Source organism: Subtercola boreus, assembly GCF_003399635.1.
Taxonomy (GTDB): domain Bacteria; phylum Actinomycetota; class Actinomycetes; order Actinomycetales; family Microbacteriaceae; genus Subtercola; species Subtercola boreus_B.
In genome coordinates this window covers 53,739-74,187 of sequence record NZ_NBXB01000039.1, presented here as the reverse complement: position 1 = coordinate 74,187, position 20,449 = coordinate 53,739, and the positions used below count along the sequence as shown (strand labels likewise).

The 20,449-nt window shown below is 69.9% G+C and carries 15 protein-coding genes; 7 read left to right on the top strand and 8 right to left on the bottom strand.

The window, feature by feature from the left end:
• Positions 1-113 precede the first annotated feature (113 nt).
• Together B7R22_RS19525 and B7R22_RS14815 are read left to right on the top strand one after the other, a co-directional pair.
• Positions 114-695: a TetR/AcrR family transcriptional regulator gene (locus tag B7R22_RS19525; RefSeq protein WP_253259102.1), complete on the top strand. Its 582-nt coding sequence runs from the start codon at positions 114-116 to the stop codon at positions 693-695.
• Between the two features lie 97 nt (positions 696-792).
• On the top strand, positions 793-1,428 hold the full coding sequence (locus B7R22_RS14815; RefSeq protein WP_437184153.1) for a PadR family transcriptional regulator: 636 nt from the start codon (positions 793-795) through the stop codon (positions 1,426-1,428).
• Between the two features lie 74 nt (positions 1,429-1,502).
• Here the strand turns inward: B7R22_RS14815 and B7R22_RS14810 are convergent, their stop codons facing one another.
• Positions 1,503-2,462, bottom strand: a complete 960-nt coding sequence (locus B7R22_RS14810; protein WP_116412477.1) for an SGNH/GDSL hydrolase family protein — start codon at positions 2,460-2,462, stop codon at positions 1,503-1,505.
• A gap of 99 nt (positions 2,463-2,561) precedes the next feature.
• Here B7R22_RS14810 and B7R22_RS14805 point away from each other — a divergent pair, with 99 nt between their 5' ends.
• The gene (locus tag B7R22_RS14805) at positions 2,562-3,254 is read left to right on the top strand and encodes a TetR/AcrR family transcriptional regulator (RefSeq protein ID WP_116412476.1); all 693 of its coding nucleotides are present in this window, start codon (positions 2,562-2,564) and stop codon (positions 3,252-3,254) included.
• Positions 3,251-4,396: a GDSL-type esterase/lipase family protein gene (locus tag B7R22_RS14800; RefSeq protein ID WP_116412475.1), complete on the top strand. Its 1,146-nt coding sequence runs from the start codon at positions 3,251-3,253 to the stop codon at positions 4,394-4,396. Before B7R22_RS14805 ends, B7R22_RS14800 begins: the two co-directional genes overlap by 4 nt.
• A gap of 151 nt (positions 4,397-4,547) precedes the next feature.
• Here B7R22_RS14800 and araA read toward each other — a convergent pair whose 3' ends face one another.
• The 4 genes from araA to B7R22_RS19280 all read right to left on the bottom strand — a co-directional run bounded on the left by araA (position 4,548) and on the right by B7R22_RS19280 (position 9,860).
• Positions 4,548-6,065, bottom strand: coding sequence for an L-arabinose isomerase (araA, locus tag B7R22_RS14795; RefSeq protein ID WP_116412474.1), 1,518 nt, complete (start codon positions 6,063-6,065; stop codon positions 4,548-4,550).
• A complete protein-coding gene (locus tag B7R22_RS14790) occupies positions 6,062-6,787 on the bottom strand; it encodes an L-ribulose-5-phosphate 4-epimerase (RefSeq protein ID WP_116412473.1) in 726 nt (241 codons plus the stop codon). Before B7R22_RS14790 ends, araA begins: the two co-directional genes overlap by 4 nt.
• Before the next feature lie 87 nt (positions 6,788-6,874).
• Entirely contained in the window at positions 6,875-8,638 is a 1,764-nt protein-coding gene (locus tag B7R22_RS14785) for a xylulokinase (RefSeq protein ID WP_116412472.1), read from the bottom strand.
• A 34-nt stretch (positions 8,639-8,672) separates the two neighbouring features.
• Positions 8,673-9,860: a LacI family DNA-binding transcriptional regulator gene (locus B7R22_RS19280; protein WP_172582437.1), complete on the bottom strand. Its 1,188-nt coding sequence runs from the start codon at positions 9,858-9,860 to the stop codon at positions 8,673-8,675.
• Positions 9,861-10,032: 172 nt separating this feature from the next.
• Here B7R22_RS19280 and B7R22_RS14775 point away from each other — a divergent pair, with 172 nt between their 5' ends.
• Entirely contained in the window at positions 10,033-11,418 is a 1,386-nt protein-coding gene (locus B7R22_RS14775; RefSeq protein WP_116412471.1) for an AAA family ATPase, read from the top strand.
• Positions 11,411-13,492 carry a vWA domain-containing protein gene (locus tag B7R22_RS14770; protein WP_253259101.1) on the top strand — a complete coding sequence of 694 codons (2,082 nt, stop codon included), beginning with the start codon at positions 11,411-11,413 and terminating at the stop codon, positions 13,490-13,492. The genes B7R22_RS14775 and B7R22_RS14770 overlap by 8 nt, the downstream gene beginning before the upstream one ends.
• Positions 13,493-13,679: 187 nt before the next feature.
• Here the strand turns inward: B7R22_RS14770 and B7R22_RS14765 are convergent, their stop codons facing one another.
• On the bottom strand, positions 13,680-15,413 hold the full coding sequence (locus B7R22_RS14765) for an FAD-dependent oxidoreductase (RefSeq protein WP_116412470.1): 1,734 nt from the start codon (positions 15,411-15,413) through the stop codon (positions 13,680-13,682).
• Positions 15,414-15,483: 70 nt separating this feature from the next.
• Here B7R22_RS14765 and B7R22_RS14760 point away from each other — a divergent pair, with 70 nt between their 5' ends.
• Positions 15,484-16,419, top strand: coding sequence for a LysR family transcriptional regulator (locus tag B7R22_RS14760; protein ID WP_116412469.1), 936 nt, complete (start codon positions 15,484-15,486; stop codon positions 16,417-16,419).
• Between the two features lie 200 nt (positions 16,420-16,619).
• On the opposite strand, the gene B7R22_RS14755 is transcribed toward B7R22_RS14760, so the two are convergent.
• Positions 16,620-17,918 (bottom strand): glycosyltransferase family 4 protein, encoded by a 1,299-nt coding sequence (locus B7R22_RS14755; RefSeq protein WP_116412468.1) that lies wholly within the window; start codon positions 17,916-17,918, stop codon positions 16,620-16,622.
• Between the two features lie 2 nt (positions 17,919-17,920).
• Positions 17,921-20,236 (bottom strand): glycoside hydrolase domain-containing protein, encoded by a 2,316-nt coding sequence (locus tag B7R22_RS14750; RefSeq protein ID WP_116412467.1) that lies wholly within the window; start codon positions 20,234-20,236, stop codon positions 17,921-17,923.
• Between the last annotated feature and the right edge of the window lie 213 nt (positions 20,237-20,449).

The following is a 20,449-nucleotide window of genomic DNA, read 5'->3' as shown; positions in this document are numbered from 1 at the left end:
GCAGGGCTCTGATGAACGAGCCCTCGCTATTGGCGGACCACGATGTCTGGAGAAACTCTAGCAAAACGCAACGTAACGTAATTGGGGATTGACTGGGAAGGTAGCCTCGGGGTGTGGAGAGAGTCGGGCGCAAGCGCAGCGAAGAGGCCAGGCGCGCGGTTCTGCAGGCGATGCGGGATCTCGTCGCCGAGCAGGGGTACGCGCGGGTGACGATCGAGGGCATCGCTCTGCGCGCCCGGGTCGGCAAGCCGACGATCTATCGCTGGTGGCAGTCGAAGAACGCGATCCTCGCCGAGTGCGTGCTGAGCGGGGATGTGCTGCCGACTCCTGTGCAGCCGAGTTCCGCCGACGGGGTGCGACATGAGGCGGGCGAATGGTTCCGCGCGGTGCTGGAATACGTCGACGATAACGCTCCGCTCCTTCGGGGGCTGGTGGCGGCCGCGTTCGAGGATGGCGCGATGGCCGAGCAGCTCGAGCTCCACCTGGCCCAGCCGATCGAGACGGCGCTCGAGGAGTGGTCGGGTGCGCCCGGAGTGGATCGGGCCGTGGGCGACGTTTCTGCGCGGGCGCTGGCCCAGCTCGTGCAGGGTGCCATCCTCTACCGCCTGGCGCGCCCCACCGGCTCGGCCGACGATTCGACGGAGGAGGTCTTCAGCACCCTGGTGTCGTGGCTCCGCCCGGCGGGAGAGCGGTGAGGAGGAGCTTCCTGAGAGTGAGGTGAATGCCTCTTGACGAACGTTATTCGGCGATATATCTTTGACACATCGCCGAATAACGGCGACACTCGCTCGAATCAGAAAGGTGGACGTACCCATGCGTACCCACAACCAACATCACCACGATCATCCATCCGACAACAGCGAATTCCGCGGCCAGCCGTTCGGCGGGCGCGGATTCGGCAGGGGCGACGGCTTCGGCCCCGGCGCGGGCTTCGGCCCGGGAGCGGGCTTCGGCGGCTTCGGCCCCGGTTTCGGCCCCCGCGGGCCACGTCGCGCCGGCAAGGGCGACGTTCGCTCGGTCATCCTGTCGCTGCTCGGAGACGGCCCCTCCAATGGCTACGGCCTGATCAAGGCCATCGCCGAGCGAACCGGCGGCACCTGGCGCCCGAGCCCCGGCTCGGTCTACCCCACCCTGCAGCAGCTCGTCGACGAGGAGCTCATCGCCTCGAAGGGCGACGGTCGTCGCACCGAGTTCGAACTCACCGAGACGGGGCGCGCCTATCTCGAGGAGCACGCGGACGAGCTGAATAAAGCATGGGAGGCGACTCCCGGCCGTTCAGCGGCCGACACCGCCTTCCACGAGAGCGTCGCGAAACTCGTCGGCGTCATGCAGCAGTTCCGGCACGGTGCCACCGAGGCGCAGCGCCAGGCTGCGTCGGAGAAGCTCGACGAGGCTCGCCGGGCGCTCTACCTCATTCTGGCGGACTGACCGTCTGGATCTCTGGCCTCTCGGACCGCCGGTTGCCAGGCGCGTCGCCGGGCCTCCGTGGGGCCGTTGGGCCGTCAACCCCCGGCGAGTGCCCCGGAGATGTCCGAGTCGATCACGGTGGCGAGCAGCTCCTGGCCGTCGGCCGTCGGATGCACGTCGTCGTCCTGCATCAGGTCGGGCTGGCCCGCCAGGGGTTGGCCGATGTCGACGAACGTCGCCCCCACCGTGTCTGCGGCGGCGTGGATGTCATCCGTCGCCTCCTGCAATTCATCGGGCGGGGTCTCGTCGCCCCAGAAGGCGCTCAGCGCGATGATCTGCGCCTCGGGCAGCGCGGCGCGCAGCGACCGGAGCGTCGAGTTCGTCTGATCGGCGAGTTCGGAGCTGTCGACCCCCAGGTCGTTGTTGCTGGCCGCGATGATGACGATCGAGGGATCGAGTTGCACGGCGATGGCCGCCTGGTCCTGGAAGGTGTCTTCGTTGTCGCCCGGCTGGACGAACCCGGTGCCGTCGTCGGCGAGGTTGGTGAGCTGCCATCCGTTACGGGCGGCCAGGAGTTGCGGCCACGACTGGGCCGGGTCGTCGAGCCCGTGGCCCGACATGATCGAGTCGCCGATCGCCACGACGACGGGGGCGGTTGCGGCGGCACCCCGCAGCTGGGTCGTGTCTCCACTCTCCGTGGCAGGGGGTGCTGCGGGTGCAGCGGCTGTCATCGTCGGGGCGATCGCCACGCGAGCGTCTGCCGGAATCGGGGCTGCAGCTGGGTTCGGTGCCGGAGCTGGGGTCGGTGCCGAGGTCGAGGTCGAGGTCGGAGCTTGAGTCAGCGCCGGAGAACCCGATGTCGGCCCCTGGGCCAGAGTCGATGACTGGTCGGCGGCGGACGGAGCCGCTGACATCACCTGTGCGAGGCCGCCCGCGAGGTCCCCGGCGTTGTGGTCGGCTACGGAGACATGTGTCGCGGCGGGCAGCGCTACCAAGAGTATCCCGAGCGCCGCGACGCCGAGGATCGCGCCCACGGCCCGGCCCGGTTTCTTCATCTGCCCCGCTCCTTCTGTAGGGATCCACGCTACGCTCTGGTTCTGCGAACCTGAACCTACGTGTCATAGGTTTAGGCCTACTACGTGTAGTCTTGTGACGTGCCTCGCCAGAACCTCACCCGCTCCGCCGTGCTCGAAGCCGCGGCGCACCTTGCCGACCGCGACGGCTTCGATGCGATCTCGGTCTCGCTGCTGGCCCGAACGCTCGGCGTGCAGCCCGCGAGCCTCTATTCGCACGTGCGCGACCGGGCTGCCGTGCTCGAGGGCGTGCACACGCTCGCCCTCGGCGAGCTCGCCGACCGGATCGCCACGGAGATCGCCGGCCGGTCCCGCCGCGACGCCCTCGAGGGCATGGTCGGCGCCTACCGCGGATTCGCCCGCGAGCGGCCGGGGCGGTGGGATGCCCTGCAGCGCCCCGCCCAGGCCGAAACCGTGCGATCGGCAGAGGCCGCCCGCCTGGTGACCCTCACCTGGGCGGTGCTGCGGGGCTACGCGCTGCCCGACGCCGAACTCGTGCACGCCACCCGTCTGGTCGGCGCGACCATCAACGGCTTCCTGGCGCTCGAGCGGGCCGGCTCCTTCGACCACCGCGCCCCCGACACGGAGGCCTCCTGGTCGCGCGCGATCGACGTGCTCGACGGCGCTCTCGCATCGTGGCCGGGTTCGCCCACCGCGCCTGACGTGCCGCCCGCGCCCGCTGGTGCGCGCGCCACCACCCCGCCCGCTAGCGCGCATGCCGCCACCACACCCCCATCCACCCTTCCCATCCCGTCAGAGGAGCACCACGGATGATCGCCACCCCCTTCACCCCGGCCATCGTGCGCGGCGCGCTCGAACTCGAGTCCACCGCCCGCGGCATCCGACCGCATCGCCTGCCCTCGTGGGTTCGGCAGCAGTTCCCCGACCCGCAGCTGCTCTCCCGCGAGATCCAACCCTCGGGCGTGCGGATCGTGGTGCGTACGCGCGCGACCCGCATCGAGCTCCGCACCCACTCCGCGCGGGTCGCCTTCGCCGGGGCAGACCGCCCCCGGGGCTCGATCGACGTCTTCGTCGACGGATCGTTCTGGTCGCGCGACGAGCTGCAGGGCGGAGATGCCACCGAGGTCGACCTGCTCGCTGGCACCACCACGCAGCTCACCGGCCCCGAGCACACGACGGTGGTCGGCGGCCTGCCTGCGCGCGACAAGCTCATCGAGCTGTGGCTGCCCCACAACGAGTCGCTCGAGCTCGTCGCGCTCGACTCCGATGAAGCGCTCGTGCCGAGCCCCGATCATCCACCGCTCTGGATGCACCACGGCAGCTCGATCAGCCACGGCTCGAACGCGACGGCCCCGAGCGAGATCTGGCCAGCCGTTGCCGCACGTCGGGGCGGGGTCGACCTGCTGAACTTCGGTTTCGGCGGCAGCGCCCTCGTCGATCCGTTCATGGCGAGGGTCATGCGGGACACCCCGGCCGACGTCATCAGCGTGAAGCTCGGGATCAACGTGGTCAACTTCGACGCGATGCGCGTGCGCGCCTTCGTGCCGGCTGTGCACGGGTTCCTCGACTCCATCCGCGACGGGCACCCGGCCACGCCGATCGTGTTGGTGTCGCCGATCTTCTGCGGCATCCATGAGCACACGGCGGGCCCGGGGGCGATCGATCCAGCGAGCCTCGGATCCGGCGGGGTCAGGTTTCTGGCCAAGGGTGTGCCGGGTGACGAGGCTGAGGGGCGTCTCACGCTTGCGGTCATCCGTCGGGAACTGCGATCGTTGGCCGACCGGCGGAGCGCGGACTCCAACCTGCACTACCTCGACGGCATGGAACTCTACGGGGAGGCCGACGCCGAGCGGCTCCCGCTCGACGACGCGCTGCACCCGGGCCCCGAAGCGCACCGCCTGATCGGCGACCGTTTCGCCGCGTACGCCTTCGCCCCCGGCGGCCCGTTCGCCTGACCCGTCCCGTCCCGCCTTGGATGCGCTGCACTTTGTCGCTTCGGCGCGTGCGCGCGCACCGCGGAAGCGACAAATGTGCGCGGAGGTGGCTTGGGGAGCGTGGCGGGGTGGCGGCGGGCGGCGGGCGGGCGGGCGGCGGGCGGGCGGCGGGCTAGAGGCCCTGCGCCAGGCGGTAGTAGGCCTGGTTCCAGCGAACCTCGTTCGCAAAACCCTTGAGGGTGGTCGCGGAGTCGATCGTCAAAAGCTCGGTCTTGGCGATCGCCGCGAAGTCCTCGAACACCTCGATGCCCACAGCGGTCGACATGACGGTGTGGTGGGCAGCGCCGGCGGTCAGCCACGCGGCCGCCGAGACCGCGAACGAGGGCTCGGGCCGCCAGACGGCGCGGCCGACGGGCAGGTTCGGCAGAGGGGCGCGCGGCTCGACTACCTCGACCACGTTCGCCACAAGGCGGAAGCGGTCGCGCATGTCGCTCATCGCCACCACGACGGCAGGGCCGGGGTCGGCCGTGAAGACCAGGCGCACGGGGTCGTCCTTGCCGCCGATGCCGAGCGGGTGGATCTCGAGCGTCGGCTTCGCGCTGGTGAGCGAGGGGCTGACCTCGAGCATGTGCGCACCGAGGATGGTCTCCTGCCCTTCGACGAGGTCGTAGGTGTAGTCCTCCATCAGTGAGGCGCCACCGGGAAGGCCCGCGCCCATGACGTTCGCCGCGCGTACGAGGATGGCCGTCTTCCAGTCGCCCTCGGCGCCGAATCCGTAGCCGTCGGCCATCAGCCGCTGCACGGCGAGGCCGGGCAGTTGCTTGAGTGCACCGAGGTCTTCGAAGCTGGTGGTGAAGGCGCCGAAGCCGCCCTCCTCGAGAAAAGAACGCAGCCCGAGTTCGATGGCCGCGCCGTCCCGGAGCGACTGGTGACGGGCAGCCCCGGCACGCAGCTCGGGTGCGACATCGTAGAGCTCTTCGTATTCGGCGACGAGGGCGTCGATCCGGTCGTCCGGAACCCTGGCGACAGCGTCGGCCAGATCGTTCACGCCCCAGGTGTTGACCTGCACGCCGAAGCGGATCTCGGCCTCGGTCTTGTCGCCCTCGGTGACGGCGACGTAGCGCATGTTGTCGCCGAACCGCGCGAGCTTCAGCGTCTTGACGGCCTGCCAGCCGGCGGCAGCGCGCGACCAGTCGGCGATCTGCGACTGTACGAGAGTGCTGGACGCGTGGCCGACGACGGTCTTGCGGGCGACGCCGAGACGGGTCTGGATGTAGCCGAACTCGCGGTCGCCGTGCGCGGCCTGGTTCAGGTTCATGAAGTCGAAGTCGATGTCGGCGTAGGGCAGCTCGACGTTCGCCTGCGTGTGGAAGTGCAGCAGCGGCTTCTGGAGCGCCTCGAGACCGGCGATCCACATTTTGGCGGGGCTGAAGGTGTGCATCCAGGCGATGACGCCGATCACCCGGTCGTCTGCGTTCACGTCGAGGGCCGCGCGACGGATCGAGTCGCTGTCCTTCAGCACCGGCTTCCAGACGATCCTGACGGGTATGCCTGCAGAGGCATGAAGCGTCTCGGCGATGGTCCGTGACTGCTCGGCGACCTGGCGGAGGGTCTCCTCGCCGTAGAGGTTCTGGCTGCCGGTGAAGAACCAGATCTCGTACGGGTCGAGGGAGGTTTCGAGAGTGCTCAATTCAGGGATCCTGTCGGTTCTTGTCCGTAGACGTTCTGGTAGCGGTTGAAGAGGGAGTCGATGGATGCCGGATCGATCGGCTGCGGTTCGCCGAGCAGACGGGTGAAGAGCACGGTGCGTGCCACGTCTTCGACCATGACGGCGGCCTTGACGGCGTCGCGGGCATCCTTGCCGATCGTGAACGGGCCGTGGTTCTTCATCAGCACGGCGCGAGAGCGATGACCGGAGAGCGTCTCGACGATGCCGCGACCGATGGAGTCGTCACCGATGATGGCGAACGGGCCGATCGGCACCTCGCCACCGAACTCGTCGGCCATCGCCGTCGTGACGCAGGGGATCGACTCGCCGCGGGCGGCCCAGGCGACGGCATAGGGGGAGTGGGTGTGCACGACTCCGCCGACCTCGGGCATATGCCGATAGACGTATGCATGTGCGGCGGTGTCGCTCGAGGGCGAACGCTCGGAGCCGGGAGTACCGGGAACGACCTCACCGTCGAGGGTGCAGAGGATCATGTTGTCGGGCGCGAGCTCGTCGTAGTCCACGCCCGAAGGCTTGATCACGAAGAGGTCGGCACCGGGCACCCGGCCGGAGACATTGCCACCCGTCCACATCACGAGACCCCAGCGGGTGAGCTGCGAATGCAGGGCAGAGACGTGCTCGCGAACGCGGGTGATCTCGGCGGCGTGCGCATCGAAGGCGTCGGGGGTGGCGCTGTCTGTCATTGGCTTCCTTCGGAGGTGGTGGAGGGGGGTGGATGCTCGGGGTGGTGGCGGTGGGCATGCGGTGCGGTGCCATGCCGGGTGGTGCGGTCAGCGGAGGCGCTCGACGGCGGTCTGTTCCACAGCCACACCGGCGCGGTAGCGCTCGAGGTAGGTGGCGTAGCCGGCGACGTCGATCGGATCGGGTTCGACCGTCGTGAAGTCGGTACCGGCGAACACGTGGTTGCGGAGGTACGCGTCGAGGTCGAGGCCCGTTCCGCGAGAGGGGCTGAGGGCGGCATCATCCGGTCCGTCATTGTCTTCCTCTGCGGCGGTCGCGGCGCCCACGGCGGCACCGGATGCCCGCGCCGACGTGTAGGCCGCCAGAACCGCGATCCCCCACGCCCCGCCCTCGGAAGCGGTCTCGGTGACGGTGACCGGAGCATCCAGAGCACCTGCCAGGAACCGCTGCGCGACCCCTGCCGTTCGGAACATCCCGCCGTGGGAGAACAGTTCATCGATGGCGACACCCTCTGCGGCGAGCACCCGCATGCCGAGGCTGAGCGTGCCGAAGACGCCGTAGAGCTCCGCGCGGATGAAGTTGGCGAGCGTCAGGCGGCTGTCGGGGGTGCGCACGATCAGCGGACGCCCCTCGTCGAGCCCCGCGATCGGTTCGCCGGCGAGATGGTTGTAGGCGAGCAACCCGCCCGCGTCCGGCTCGCCCTCGAGCGCCTCGCGGAACAGGGTGTCGAAGACGGTGTCTGCGTCGAGCGGAGCACCCGCGGCTGCGGCGAAGCGGCCGAACAGGCCCACCCAGGCGGCGAGCTCGCTGGCGCCGTTGTTGCAGTGAACCATCGCGACCGGGTCGCCGGCGGGGGTGGTCACGAGGTCGAGTTCGTGGTGCACCTCGCTGAGCGGATGCTCGAGAACGACCATCGCGAAGATCGATGTGCCGGCACTCACGTTGCCGGTTCGCGGGGCGACCGAGCGCGTCGCGACCATGCCGGTGCCGGCGTCGCCCTCGGGCGGGCAGAGCACGGTGCCGGGCAGGAGTGCGCCTGTCGGGTCGAGCAGCAGTGCGCCCTCGGCAGTCAGGACCCCGGCGTTCTCTCCCGCCACGAGCACCTCGGGCAGCAGGTCGGCGACGGACGCACCGGGCACCCGGCCGCCGGCCACCTCGTCGTATCGCGTGATGAGTGCGGCGTCGTAGTCGTTCGTCGCCGAGTCGATCGGGAACATGCCCGACGCGTCGCCCACGCCGAGCACCTTCCGCCCGGTCAGGCACCAGTGCACGTAGCCGGCGAGGGTGGTGATGTGATCGATTCCGGGCACGTGGGGTTCGGCATCCAGAACCGCCTGGTGCAGGTGGGCGATCGACCAGCGGAGCGGGATGTTCACCCCGAACGCCTCGGTGAGTTCGGCGGCCGCGGGGCCGGTGGAGGTGTTGCGCCACGTGCGGAACGGCACCAGCAGTTCACCCGCGCTGTCGAATGCGAGGTAACCGTGCATCATGGCCGAGATTCCGATGGCGCCGAAGCTGGTCGGCAGTACGCCGTGGCGCGCCTCGATGTCTTCGACGAGACCGGCGTACGCCGACTGGATGCCCGCCCAGACGTTCTCGAGCGAGTACGTCCAGCGACGGTCTTCGAACTCGTTGTCCCATTCGTAGCTGCCCACCGCGAGCACATCCGAGGGGTTGTCGCCGATGAGGCAGGCCTTGATGCGGGTGGAGCCGAGCTCGATGCCGAGGGAGGCGCGGCCGCTCCGGATCGCGACTGCGCCGGTGGTGCCGGTTGCTCCGGCTGTGACGGGGCCAGTGCCGGGTGCGGCAGCAGTTGGGGTGCCCGGCGTGGGGGCTGGGCTGGGCTCGGTCATGTCGCAAAGACTCCTTCGGCTCCGATGTGATCGATCACATGAGAGTGTACGTCATCGGGGCTGTGGATGCCCGCACAATCAGTTCCGGCTGAACAGAGGGCCGGATCCCGCTCTCGCCGAGCAGCAGCGCGACCGCCCGGCGACCGGCCCCGGCGAGGTCCTGGCGCACGGTAGTCAGCGAGGGCTGGTAGTAGGCGGCCTCCGGAACGTCGTCGAATCCCACGATGCTCAGCTGCCCGGGAACCGTGACGCCGGCGGCAGCCGCGGCGCTCAGTGCGCCGAGCGCCATTTGATCGTTGCCCGCGAAGATCGCGCTGACGCCGCGCCCAAGGAGCTCCTGCGCAGCCCGGTGGCCAGAGGCGGCGCTCCAGTCGCCGGCTGCGACGAGCTGCGGATCGAGCCCTCGCAGAGCCATCTCCTCTCGGAACCCGGACAGGCGCTGTGCGGCGTCGATCCAGTCGGGCGGGCCTGCGATATGGCCGATCCGCTGGTGGCCGAGCGCTGCCAGGTGTGCCGTTGCCAGGCGAGCGCCCACGACCTGGTCGAGCGAGCCGCTTGCCGGTGCGCTTGCGGTGGCGGCGCTGCTTGCCGCGGCGGCACTCCCACCTGCGCTCGCCGGGCCGCTCGCGCCGAGTCTGCTGGCCGCTGGGCTGGCCGCTCCCGGCGCGCTGCCGCCTCTCGGCGCGCCGCCATCACCCGCCGCGCCGCCGTGCCCAGTGCCGCCCGCCGGCACCGCGCCCAGCGACTGCAGCGTGACGTACGGCAGCGTGATCGCCAGCCCCTCCAGCACCTCGAGGACCTGCGTCTGCGGGGCGACCACCACGAGCCCCTCGGCGGAGAGGTCCGCGAGGTGCCGCACGGCCTCGTCGACCGAGAGCGGATCGAGCCCGTCGGCGTTCGCGATGCTCACGCTGTAGCCGCGGCTCCGCGCGGCGGCCTCGACAGCCGCGACGATGGAGGCCGGCCCGTACTCCCCGCTCGACGTGGACAGCACCCCGATCATCCGGGACCTGCTCGACGACAGCGCCCGGGCGGCGGCATTCGGCCGGTAGTCGAGTTCGCGCATGGCGTCGAGAACCCGCTGGCGGGTCTGGGCGCGGAGGCTCGGATGATCGTTCAGAACCCGCGACACGGTCTGGTGGGAGACACCGGCGGCCTTCGCGACGTCGAACACGCTGGCGGCGCGCGGCTTGGCGCCCTCGCGGGCAGGGTCGGCGGTCATCCTCTGATTATCGCGGGGTCGGCGAGGGCCCTGCGCAATCGATTTCCCGAAAACTGTCGGTATTCGGAGCTCTGAGCGACAGTTTTCGGAGAGTCGATCTGTGCAGCGGGTGGTGGGCGCGAATGTGGGGCGGGAAGGGGAGGCGCCCAGAAGTCGGACGTACGCTTGATGGATGAACCGTCCTACAGTGGCAACGGTCGGCGAGCTCCGGGCATCCGGGCATGCGCTGAAATCGCTGCGAGCCGAAATCCGTGACAATCTGCTCGACGCCCTTCGCGAGGGCAGGGATCCGTGGCCCGGCCTTCACGGTTTCGAGACCACCGTCATCCCGCAGGTCGAACGGGCGCTTATCGCCGGCCACGACATCGTGCTGCTCGGCGAGCGCGGCCAGGGCAAGACGCGGCTGCTCCGCACCATGTCGGGGCTGCTCGACGAGTGGTCGCCGGTCATCGAGGGCTCCGAGCTCGGCGAGCACCCGTTCGAACCGATCACCGCCGCGAGCAGGCGCCGGGCCGCCGACGAGGGCGACGACCTGCCCATCGCGTGGCGTCACCGCAGCGACCGCTACTTCGAGAAGTTGGCCACCCCCGACACGAGCGTCGCCGACCTGATCGGCGACGTCGACCCGATGAAGGTGGCCGAAGGCCGCAGCCTCGGCGACCCCGAGACGATCCATTTCGGGCTGATCCCGAGGAGTCACCGCGGCATCGTCGCGATCAACGAGCTGCCCGATCTGGCCGAGCGGATCCAGGTCGCGATGCTGAACGTGATGGAGGAGCGCGACATCCAGATCCGCGGATACGTGCTGCGGCTGCCGCTCGACGTGCTCGTCATGGCCAGCGCGAACCCCGAGGACTACACCAACCGTGGGCGCATCATCACGCCGCTGAAAGACCGATTCGGGGCCGAGATCCGCACGCACTACCCGACCGAGCTCGACGATGAGGTGGCGGTCATCCGGCAGGAGGCCGAGCTTGCCGCCGAGGTGCCCGACTACCTCGTCGAGATCCTCGCCCGGTTCACGCGGGCACTCCGCGGCTCGAGCGCCGTCGACCAGCGCAGCGGCGTCAGCGCCCGGTTCGCCATTGCGGGAGCCGAGACGATCGCGGCTGCGGCCATCCACCGCCAGGCGCGGCAGGGTGAGACCGAGGCCGTCGCCCGGCCCATCGACCTCGAGACGGCGGTCGACGTGCTCGGCGGCAAGATCGAGTTTGAGTCGGGCGAGGAGGGTCGGGAGGACGAGATCCTCGAGCACCTCCTGCGCACGGCGACGGCCGAGACCGTGCGGGCGCACTTCCGCGGCATCGACTTCGGCGTTCTCGTGGACGCGCTCGAGAGCGGCATCATGGTCACGACGGGCGAACAGGTCGCCGCGCGCGACTTTCTCGCCGGGCTCCCGTCGCTCGGCGAGAGCGAGCTCTACGACGAGATCTGCAACCGCCTCGGTGCCACGAACGACGGCCAGCGTGCCGGCGCCATCGAGCTGGCTCTCGAAGGCCTCTACCTCGCCCGCAAGGTGAGCAAGGAGTCGGGCGGCGGCGAGGCGATCTATGGCTAGAGCGAACCGGCGCCTGTCGCGCGGGTCCCGGTACTCGAAGTACGACGGCGGGCCGGATCCGCTCGCCCCACCCGTCGACGTGACCGAGGCGCTCGACGCCATCGGCAAGGACGTGATGGCCGGGTACTCGCCCGAGAATGCGATGCGCGAGTTCCTCCGGCGAGGCGGTCGCGACCAGGCCGGGCTCGACGACCTCGCCCGTCGCGTGGCCGAGCGCCGCCGCGAACTCACGCAGAAACACAACCTCGACGGCACACTGCAGGAGATCAAGGAGCTGCTCGATCGCGCCGTGCTGGAGGAACGCAAGCAGCTCGCCCGCGATGCGCTGATGGATGAGGGCGACAGGGCCCTTGCGGAGATCCAACTCGACAGCCTGCCGGCGTCCCCTTCGGCGGCGGTCAGCGAGCTGAGCGACTACCGCTGGCAGAGCTCCGAGGCGCGCGCCGACTACGAGAAGATCAAGGACCTGCTCGGGCGGGAGATGCTCGACCAGCGTTTTGCCGGCATGAAGAACGCCCTCGAGAACGCGACCGACGAGGATCGCGCCGCCATTACCGAGATGCTCGGCGACCTGAACCAGCTGCTCGACGCGCACAAGCGCGGCGAGGACACCCCCGAGCAGTTCGAGTCGTTCATGGAAAAGCACGGACAGTACTTCCCCGAGCAGCCGGCGAACATCGACGAGCTGCTCGACGCACTCGCGGCCCGCGCCGCAGCGGCTCAGCGGATGCGCAACTCGATGACCCAGGAGCAGCGCGACGAACTCGACGCGCTCGCTGCAGAGGCGTTCGGGTCGCCCGACCTGATGGACGCACTGTCGCAGCTCGACGGCCAGCTCCGCGATCTCCGACCCGGTGAGGACTGGGGCGGTTCCGAGGGTATGGAGGGCCAGGAGGGCCTCGGCCTCGGTGACGGCACCGGTGTCTTCCAGGACATCGCCGACCTCGACGGCCTGGCCGAACAGCTCTCCCCGTCGCAGAACAACTCCCAGCTCGACGACCTCGACCTCGACGCCCTGGCTCGCCAGCTCGGCGACTCCGCGGTGGTGGATGCCCGCACCATCCAGCAGCTCGAGAAGGCCCTCCAGGGCAGTGGTGCCCTGAAGCGCGGTACCGACGGCACCCTCAAGCTCACGCCGAGGGCGATGCGCCAGCTCGGCAAGGCGCTGCTGCGGGATGTCGCCGAGAAACTCTCGGGCCGGGGTGGTAACCGTGACGTACGCCAGGCGGGAGCTGCGGGGGAGCGCTCGGGCGCCACCCGCGAATGGGCCTTCGGCGACACCGAGCCGTGGGACGTCACCCGCACCATCACGAACGCGATAACCCGCTCGGCCGGCGAGGGCCTGTCGCTCGGCTCCGGCGTGCGCATCGAGATCGGCGACGTCGAGGTGCAGGAGACCGAGGCGCGCAGTCAGGCCTGCGTCGCCCTGCTCGTCGACACGTCGTTCTCGATGGCGATGGATGATCGCTGGGTGCCCATGAAGCGCACCGCCCTCGCCCTGCACACCCTGATCACGAGCCGTTTTCGCGGCGACGACCTGCAGCTCATCGGCTTCGGCCGGCACGCAGAGGTGATGGACATCGAGCAGCTCATCGGCCTCGACGCTAAATGGGACAAGGGCACCAACCTGCACCACGCGCTGATGCTCGCGAACCGGCACTTCCGGAAGCACCCGAACGCCCAGCCCGTGCTGCTGATCGTGACCGACGGCGAACCCACCTCCCACCTCGAGCCCGGCGGCGAGATCTACTTCAGCTATCCGCCCGACCCTCTGACGATCGCGTACGCGGTCCGGGAACTGGATGCCTCCCTCCGGCTCGGCGCGCAGACCTCGTTCTTCCGGTTGGGGGACGACCCGGGGCTCGCACGCTTCATCGACTCGATGGCCCGGCGCGTCGGCGGCTCGGTGGTGGCCCCGGAGGCCGACGACCTCGGCGCAGCCGTGGTGTCGTCGTACCTCGGATCGCGTGGCGGGCCGGCAGGCGGCGGCGGTCCCGGGTCCGGCGGCGCGGGCGGCGGCGCATCGCCCGGCGACTTCGGCGGCATGTTCGGCCGCGGCTGGGGCCGCTGGTAGCCCGAGCCGCCCCCAGCCCTGGCCGCCACGCCCCGCGCCCTCCTCACCCAGCAAAGGGACTCATATCGCGCCACCCCTAAATGGTTGGCGCGATATGAGTCCCTTCGCTAGCCCGAGGCCCCGAGCCCGAGGCCCCGAGCCCGAGGCCCCGAGCCCGAGCCCGCGAGGCCGCGAGGCCGTGGGAGAGCTACTCGAGGAGCTTGCCGCCCACGGTGACGTCCTCGCGCATCAGCGCCGCGATCTCCTCGGGGATGGCCGGGATCGGTTCTCGCGTGACGCCGGCCGGCGACCAGACGAGGTTGACCTGCAACGCCTCGTCGAGCTCGGGGTAGTCGCTCCGGTTGTGACAGCCCCGCGTCTCGCGACGCTCGAGCGCCGCCTCGAGGGTGGCGCGCGCCGCCAGCGCGGCCGACTTCAGGTCGAACGCATGTGCCAGGTCCTGGTAGCCGGCGATGTCGGGGTGCACACCAATGTCGGCCATCCGTGCCTCGATCGCATCGAGTTCGGCGAGTCCGGCGAGCAGCCCTTCTTCCGAGCGCACGACGCCCGCGTGCTCGGTCATCGTGTTCCGGATGGCGCGCTGCAGCGCGCGCACGTTCTCGGGGCCGTCGCCCGCGAGCAACGCGTCGATCTCACCCCGGGCTACGGTGACCGCCGCGGAAGAGCGGGTCTGAGCATCCAGAGCCGCCGAGTACGACGCCGCGGCCTGCCCGACGATGCGCCCGAACACGAGCAGCTCGATCAGGGAGTTGCCGCCGAGACGGTTCGCTCCGTGCAGCCCCGACGACGCCTCACCGATCGCGTAGAGGCCGGGAACGTCGGTTGAATGGTCCTCGGGCCGCACCCAGACGCCGCCCATCGAGTAGTGCGCGGTGGGCGCGATCTCGATCGGATCCTTCGTGATGTCGAGCATCTGCAGCTCGAGCATGGTCTGGTACACGCGGGGCAGCCGGGTCATGATCGTCTCGCGGGGGAGGTGCGAGACATCCAGCCACACACCGCCGTTCGGCGTGCCGCGACCCTCCTTGATCTCGGTGTAGCAGGCCAGTGCGACGCGGTCGCGGGTCGACAGCTCCATGCGCTCGGGGTCGTAGCGGCCCATGAAGCGCTCGCCGAGGCCGTTGCGGAGGATCCCGCCCTCGCCGCGGGCCGCCTCGGAGATGAGCGTGCCGGCCGCATTCTCGGGCTCGATGATGCCCGACGGGTGGAACTGCACCAGCTCCGGATCGCGCAAGCGCCCGCCCGCCTCGACGGCCAGGCGGAACGAGTCGCCCGTGTTCTCGTCGCGCCGTGAGGAGGTGCGCCGCCAGATGCGGTTGTGCCCGCCGGCGGCGAGGATGACCGCGTCGGCGTGGATGAGGTACCGCGTGCCATCCTCGAGGTCAAAGCCGTAGGCGCCGAAGACTGCGCCGTCGTCGTTGACGAGGATGCGCGTGACATACACCGTGTCGAGAATGGGTACGTTCAGCTGGGCCGCCCGGTTGACCAGGGTGCGCTGGATCTCAAGCCCGGTGTAGTCGCCCGCGAATGCGGTGCGCCGGTAGGTGTGCGCGCCGAAGAAGCGCTGCGAGATGCGCCCGTCGTCCTCCCGGGCGAATGGCATTCCGTAGCGCTCGAGGTCTTCGATGCCGCGGGCCGCACCCGAGGTGACGATCTCGACGGTGTGCGGGTTCGCGAGGAGGTACGACTCCTTGAGTGTGTCGGCGGCGTGCTGCTGCCAGCTGTCCTCGGGGTCCATGGTGGAGAGGGCGGCGTTGATGCCGCCGGCCGCGAGGGAGGTGTGGGCATCCGACTTGGAGCGCTTGCCGAGGGCGAGCACGTCGACGCCCGCTTCGGCGAGTTCGATGGCGGCGCGGAGCCCGGAGCCGCCGGTTCCGATGACGAGGACGGTGGTGGAGATCTGTCGTTCTGTGGTACTCATGCCTCCAATGTAGGCACGCTCTGTCGATTACTCCAATGCATATATCCGGTTGAATTCATGCGGTTAGACTATGGGTGTGAACCTCGAACAGCTCCGCAGCTTCGTCGAAGTCGCCCAGCGTGGAAACTTCACCCGCGCGGCCGAACACCTGCACCTCGCGCAGCCCTCCCTGAGTCGCCAGATCGCCACGCTCGAGCAGGATCTCGGCGCAGAACTCTTCGCCCGCGCCCGCGGCGGCAGCACCCTCACCGTCGCCGGCGAGTCCTTGCTGCCGCTGGCGAGACGGATGCTCGCGGATGCCGATTCGGTGCGCCGCGAACTCGCCGAACTCGCCGGCCTCGAGCGCGGGCGGGTGCGTCTCGGTGCCACACCGACCCTCTGCATCAGCCTCGTCGCCGAGGTGCTCAGCGCCTTCCATGCAGCGCACCGGGCCATCGAATTGCACCTGTCGGAGCACGGCTCCCGGCGCCTCCTCGACGAGCTCGCGGCGGGTGAGCTCGACCTCGCGCTGATCACGACCTCCGACGCGGCATCCGCAGACCGGTTCACGGTGAGCCCGCTGCTCTCCGAAGAACTCGTGGTGGTGTCCTCCGCGGCCTCACCGCCGGTGACGAGTCGCGGTAGCATCCGGCTGTCGGATGTCGCGGCCCTCCCGCAGATCGTCTTCAGTTCGTCGTACGACCTCCGGGCCACGACCGACGGCGCGTTCGCTGCGGCCGGGCTCACTCCCGAGGTGGTGCTGGAGGGAGCGGAGATGGATGCCGTGCTGAGGTTCGTCGAACGCGGGCTCGGCGTCGCGATCGTGCCCGCGATGGTGCTGATCGACCGCCCCGGCCTCCGCTCGGTGCGGCTGGCCGCGCCCTCGCTCAGCCGCACGATCAGCCTCGCGCGCCCCGCGGATGTCACGCCCACCGCCGCGGTCGCGGTCATGCAGCGCACCATCGCCGCCACGGCCACCGCGTTCGCCGCCCGCGCCGGCGCGACGATGCGCCTCGCCGCCGCCTGACCTCGCACCGCCCGCGCCGCCCGCCCCGCCCGCGACGAAGGGTCCCACATCGCACCAAATCTGCTGCCTGGGAGCGATATGGGTCCCTTCGGGAGCGCGGGAGCGCGGGTGCGCGGGTGCGGGAGCGCGCGGGTGCGGGAGCGAGCGGGTGCGGGAGCGCGGGTGCGGGAGCGAGCGGGTGCGGGTGCGGAGGGGTCGGGTCAGCGCGGCGCGCGCTCCGACGCGGGCACGCGCGCGGGCAACGCCTGGAAGAGGCGGTCGAACACCACGCGGCGGTCGAACTGCAGCGCGTACTCGCGGGCCCGGCCGGCCCACTCCGAGCGCTCGGCGGGCGTCGTCTCGAGGATCGCGTGGTCGAGCGCCCGCGCGATCGCACGGGGATCCTCAACTGGCACGATGAGCGCATGGTCGCCGATCGCCTCGCCGATGCCGCCCGTCATCGTGGTGATCACGGGCCCGCCGCCTGCGAGCATCTTCTCGGCCAGCGCGATGCCGAAGGTCTCGACGAACTCCGGCCGGGGCTTCGACGGCAGCACGAAGGCGGCGCATCCCGCCATCAGGTAGGGCTTCTCGGCGTCGCCCACATCGTCGAGGAAGACGATGCTGTCGGCCAGGGGCGACTGCGCGGCGAGGGTCATCAGCGCGGGGGCCTGCGGTCCGCGGCCGGCGATCACGAGCATCCGGCCCTCGTGCGCACTGCTCTGTTCGAAGCCGGCAATGAGGTCTTCGACGCCTTTGGCCTCGGTGAGACGGGAGAGGAACAGGACGTAGTTGTCGCGTTCGAGCCCGCGGGCGGCGAGCACGTCTTCGATCACGCGGTCGTCGAGGTTCGAGTACCGATCGGCGTCGATCGCCGGGTAGGAGACGGTGATGCGTCGGCGGCACTGTTCACCGAAGCGGGTTCCGTACTGCGCGTCGACGCGTTCGGCCTCGGTGACGATGAGTTCGCGGGTGTAGTCGGAGACGGCGACGCAGTGGTCCTGGCTGAGGTAGCTCGAGAGGATGTGCGCAGCGGCCCCGAGCCGGCCCTCCTCGACGGCGGTGCGCACGACGTTCGTGACGTCGGATCCCACGGCCTCGGCGATCGTGGTCACGTTGACGGGGAGCCCGGTGCTCCACGCGGCGCGCATCGCGTCGGAGACCGCGAGGGTGTGCGGGCTGAGGTAGAGCGACAGGCAGACGGTCGGCACGCCGTCGGTGAAGAGTTCGATCAACCGGCCGGTGATGCCGGCCAGGAACCGACCATCCGGAACCTTATAGTCACCGACCGGAGCCGGACGGTCGACGAAGATGCCCGGGCTGTAGGGCAGCACCGAGTCGAGGGGTTTGAGGGGAAGCCCGGCGCGTTCGAGCGTCTCGACCGGCCAGGTGACGATGCGCACCTCGTCGAAACCCCGTTCGAGGGCGGTCTCGGCGATGTTCCGCGCCTCGACCGAGTGGCCGCAGATCACAGGATCGGCGCGCACGACGATCACGAGACGGTTTTCGGTGGTGACCATGTTCACTCCTGGAGGGTTGCGAGGTTGACGGGCCGGGTGGCGGGGGAGGGGGCGGATGCGGTGGTGAGCAGCGTGGCCGAAGGGGGCAGCTCGGTGGTGCCCCAGTCGCTGGGTTCTGGTCCGAGCACGATCACCAGTTCGCCACCGCGGTGCAGGTCGGTGGCGCGGATCCAGGAGCGTGCGAGCGGTTCGTCGTTGAAACGGGCCGACTGCACGTATTGAACAGCGGCGGGTGCGGCATCCTGATCAGACGCAGAGGCCGGTTCGACGAACCCTTCCGTGCGGATGGTGAACGTGTTCGCCCCGAGCCGGATCGATGCCGCCTCGAAGGAGGGGGCGTTCACCAGGAACAGGTTCTGGCCGGCCACCGGGAACAGCCCGAGCGAGGCCCACACGTACCAGGAGCTGAGGCCCCCCGAGTCGTCGTTGCCCGGTAGCCCGCCCCGCCCGGTCCCGAACATCTGGTGGATCACGTTGTGCACCACCTCGGCCGTGCGATCGGGCCGACCGGCGTAGTGGTATGCCCACGGGGCATCCATGTCCGGCTCGTTGTTCAGCCCCTCGAACCGCCCCAGCGCGTAGCCGGCGAGCAGCTCGTCGGCCTGCGGCCGCAGCCCGGGTTGGATGACCGGCTCCGCCCCGAACCCGAAGAACTCGTCGAGCTGCCGTACGAACGCCTCCGTGCCCCCGCTCAGCGGAATGCGCGACGCCATGTCGTGCAGCAGCCGGAACGAGTAGTTGTAGAGCGTGCCCTCGTAGTAGGTGCTCTCCTTCAAAAGGCCGGATGTCTCGTCGAAGGCGTTCCGCCAGCGGGTCGCGAGCTCGGCGAACTGGGTCGCCAGCGCCGTGTCGCCCACGTGCTTCGCCACTCGCGCCGTGCACCAGTAGCCGAACGCGAGGTCGAGGGTGTGCGTGATCGGGTGGGTGACGCCCCGCTGCAGGAACTCCTCGCCGTAGGTGCGCCGGAGGTCATCCGACATGTGCACCAGAGCGCCGTTCCAGTCGATGCCGGGCAGCCCCAGCTGGCAGAGGTCGGCGAGGAAGGTGTGGGCGAGGGCGCTCGCCTGGCGCGAGAACCGGTCGCTGCCGCGGGCCATGCGGTAGCCGATCGGAAAGTTGCCCTCCTCCTCGCAGATCGTGAGCAGGGCGTTGGCGAGCTCGACGGCCCGCTCGGGCACCAGGGCCGTGAGCAGGGGGAGCTGAGTGCGGTAGATGTCCCACATCGTGGAGATGTCGAAGGCGAAAGCGCCGTCGGCCGGCCAGAACGGGCTCTCGTTCGGGGCCAGGCACGGTTTGACCAGCGAGTGGTAGAGCGCTGTCGCGAAGACCGCCCGGCGCTTCTTCGAGGGTGTCTCGACGGTGATCAGCTTGAGGTGTTTCCGCCAGGTCTTGCGGGTGCGCTCGCGCCGCGATTCGAAGCGCGAGATCAGGGCGGTGGAGGTGCCCGCGCCGCTGCCGCTCCCGCTCCCGCCACCGACATCGTCGAAGAGGTTCTGCTTCGCCTGCTCGACGCCTCGCAGCGAGAACCCGATCCGCAGCTCGATGACATCGCCCGGCTCGCTCGGCCCCGCCCACATCAGCCCGAACGGGCGGAGTGTGGTGGGCCGGATGTGGTCGAAGTCGAGACGCGTGCCGCCCGGCATGAGGCGCCGGTCGTACCAGAGCATCTGCCGCCACTGCGGGGTGTCGCACTCGATGTACACCGACAGGGGGGCGCCTTCGACGACGATCTGGCCGGCCGCCCTGCCGATGCCGACCGACTCGAGGTGCGCGCGAAGCGGCAGCGTCGACCCGTAGGGGATGGCGAGGCCGCCCTGCGAGAAATCGATCACGACGCGGGCGTTCCGGTCGCGGGGGAACGTATAACGGTGCACGGCGCTCTTCGGGCCCACGGTGAGCTCGGCAGTGACTCCGGAGTCGAGCGTCGCCGAGTACCAGCCCGGCTCGGCCTGCTCGTCACTCAGTTGCCAGGTGCGGCCGAGCACATCCAGCGGTTCCACCATCGGCGTCACTCGGAAGTAGTTGTAGTACTTGCGGATCGCGCCCGTGCCCGACTGCTGGAAGTGCGTGAAGCCCGACGCGAGCTGCGTGTCGTGGATGGTCGACGGCACACCCTCCAGGGAGAGGTCGTAGCGGCCGTAGCCCGTGGGGTAGGCGCCCGAGTACGCGCACGCCGACACCATGCCGAGCGGATGCGTCGCCCCCGGGTGCGTGTTGCCGATCTGCGGCTTCGGCCACCACCAGGTCGCGGCCAGCCCGGTCGGAGCCGGAAGCGCCGTCGGCTCCGTGCCGATGAACGGATCGACGTGGTCGATCATGCGGTGCCCCCGGGATTCATGGTGTGACGCTAGGCACGCCAGGCGACCGTGGCGTTGCAGAGAGGTGAATGTGGGGCGAACGCCTGGGGCCCTCGCGGTGCCGGACGCCCTGCCGCGACCGGAACCTGACGATGTGCTGATTCTGTGTGCCGTCCACGTGTGCTTCATGCTTCGTACGGTCCCCGTTCAGGTGCGACCGTCAGGGTGCTGACT

What these genes read in the sequence shown, in the direction of transcription:
- B7R22_RS14770 (WP_253259101.1), top strand. Translation starts at nt 11,411, where the DNA reads ATGGCTAGAGCGAACCGGCGCCTGTCGCGCGGGTCCCGGTACTCGAAG.
- B7R22_RS14800 (WP_116412475.1), top strand. Translation starts at nt 3,251, where the DNA reads ATGATCGCCACCCCCTTCACCCCGGCCATCGTGCGCGGCGCGCTCGAA.
- B7R22_RS19280 (WP_172582437.1), bottom strand. Translation starts at nt 9,860, where the DNA reads ATGACCGCCGACCCTGCCCGCGAGGGCGCCAAGCCGCGCGCCGCCAGC.
- B7R22_RS14765 (WP_116412470.1), bottom strand. Translation starts at nt 15,413, where the DNA reads ATGAGTACCACAGAACGACAGATCTCCACCACCGTCCTCGTCATCGGA.
- B7R22_RS14810 (WP_116412477.1), bottom strand. Translation starts at nt 2,462, where the DNA reads ATGAAGAAACCGGGCCGGGCCGTGGGCGCGATCCTCGGCGTCGCGGCG.
- B7R22_RS14760 (WP_116412469.1), top strand. Translation starts at nt 15,484, where the DNA reads ATGGGTGTGAACCTCGAACAGCTCCGCAGCTTCGTCGAAGTCGCCCAG.
- B7R22_RS14790 (WP_116412473.1), bottom strand. Translation starts at nt 6,787, where the DNA reads ATGACAGACAGCGCCACCCCCGACGCCTTCGATGCGCACGCCGCCGAG.
- B7R22_RS14755 (WP_116412468.1), bottom strand. Translation starts at nt 17,918, where the DNA reads ATGGTCACCACCGAAAACCGTCTCGTGATCGTCGTGCGCGCCGATCCT.
- B7R22_RS14775 (WP_116412471.1), top strand. Translation starts at nt 10,033, where the DNA reads ATGAACCGTCCTACAGTGGCAACGGTCGGCGAGCTCCGGGCATCCGGG.
- B7R22_RS14750 (WP_116412467.1), bottom strand. Translation starts at nt 20,236, where the DNA reads ATGATCGACCACGTCGATCCGTTCATCGGCACGGAGCCGACGGCGCTT.
- B7R22_RS14785 (WP_116412472.1), bottom strand. Translation starts at nt 8,638, where the DNA reads ATGACCGAGCCCAGCCCAGCCCCCACGCCGGGCACCCCAACTGCTGCC.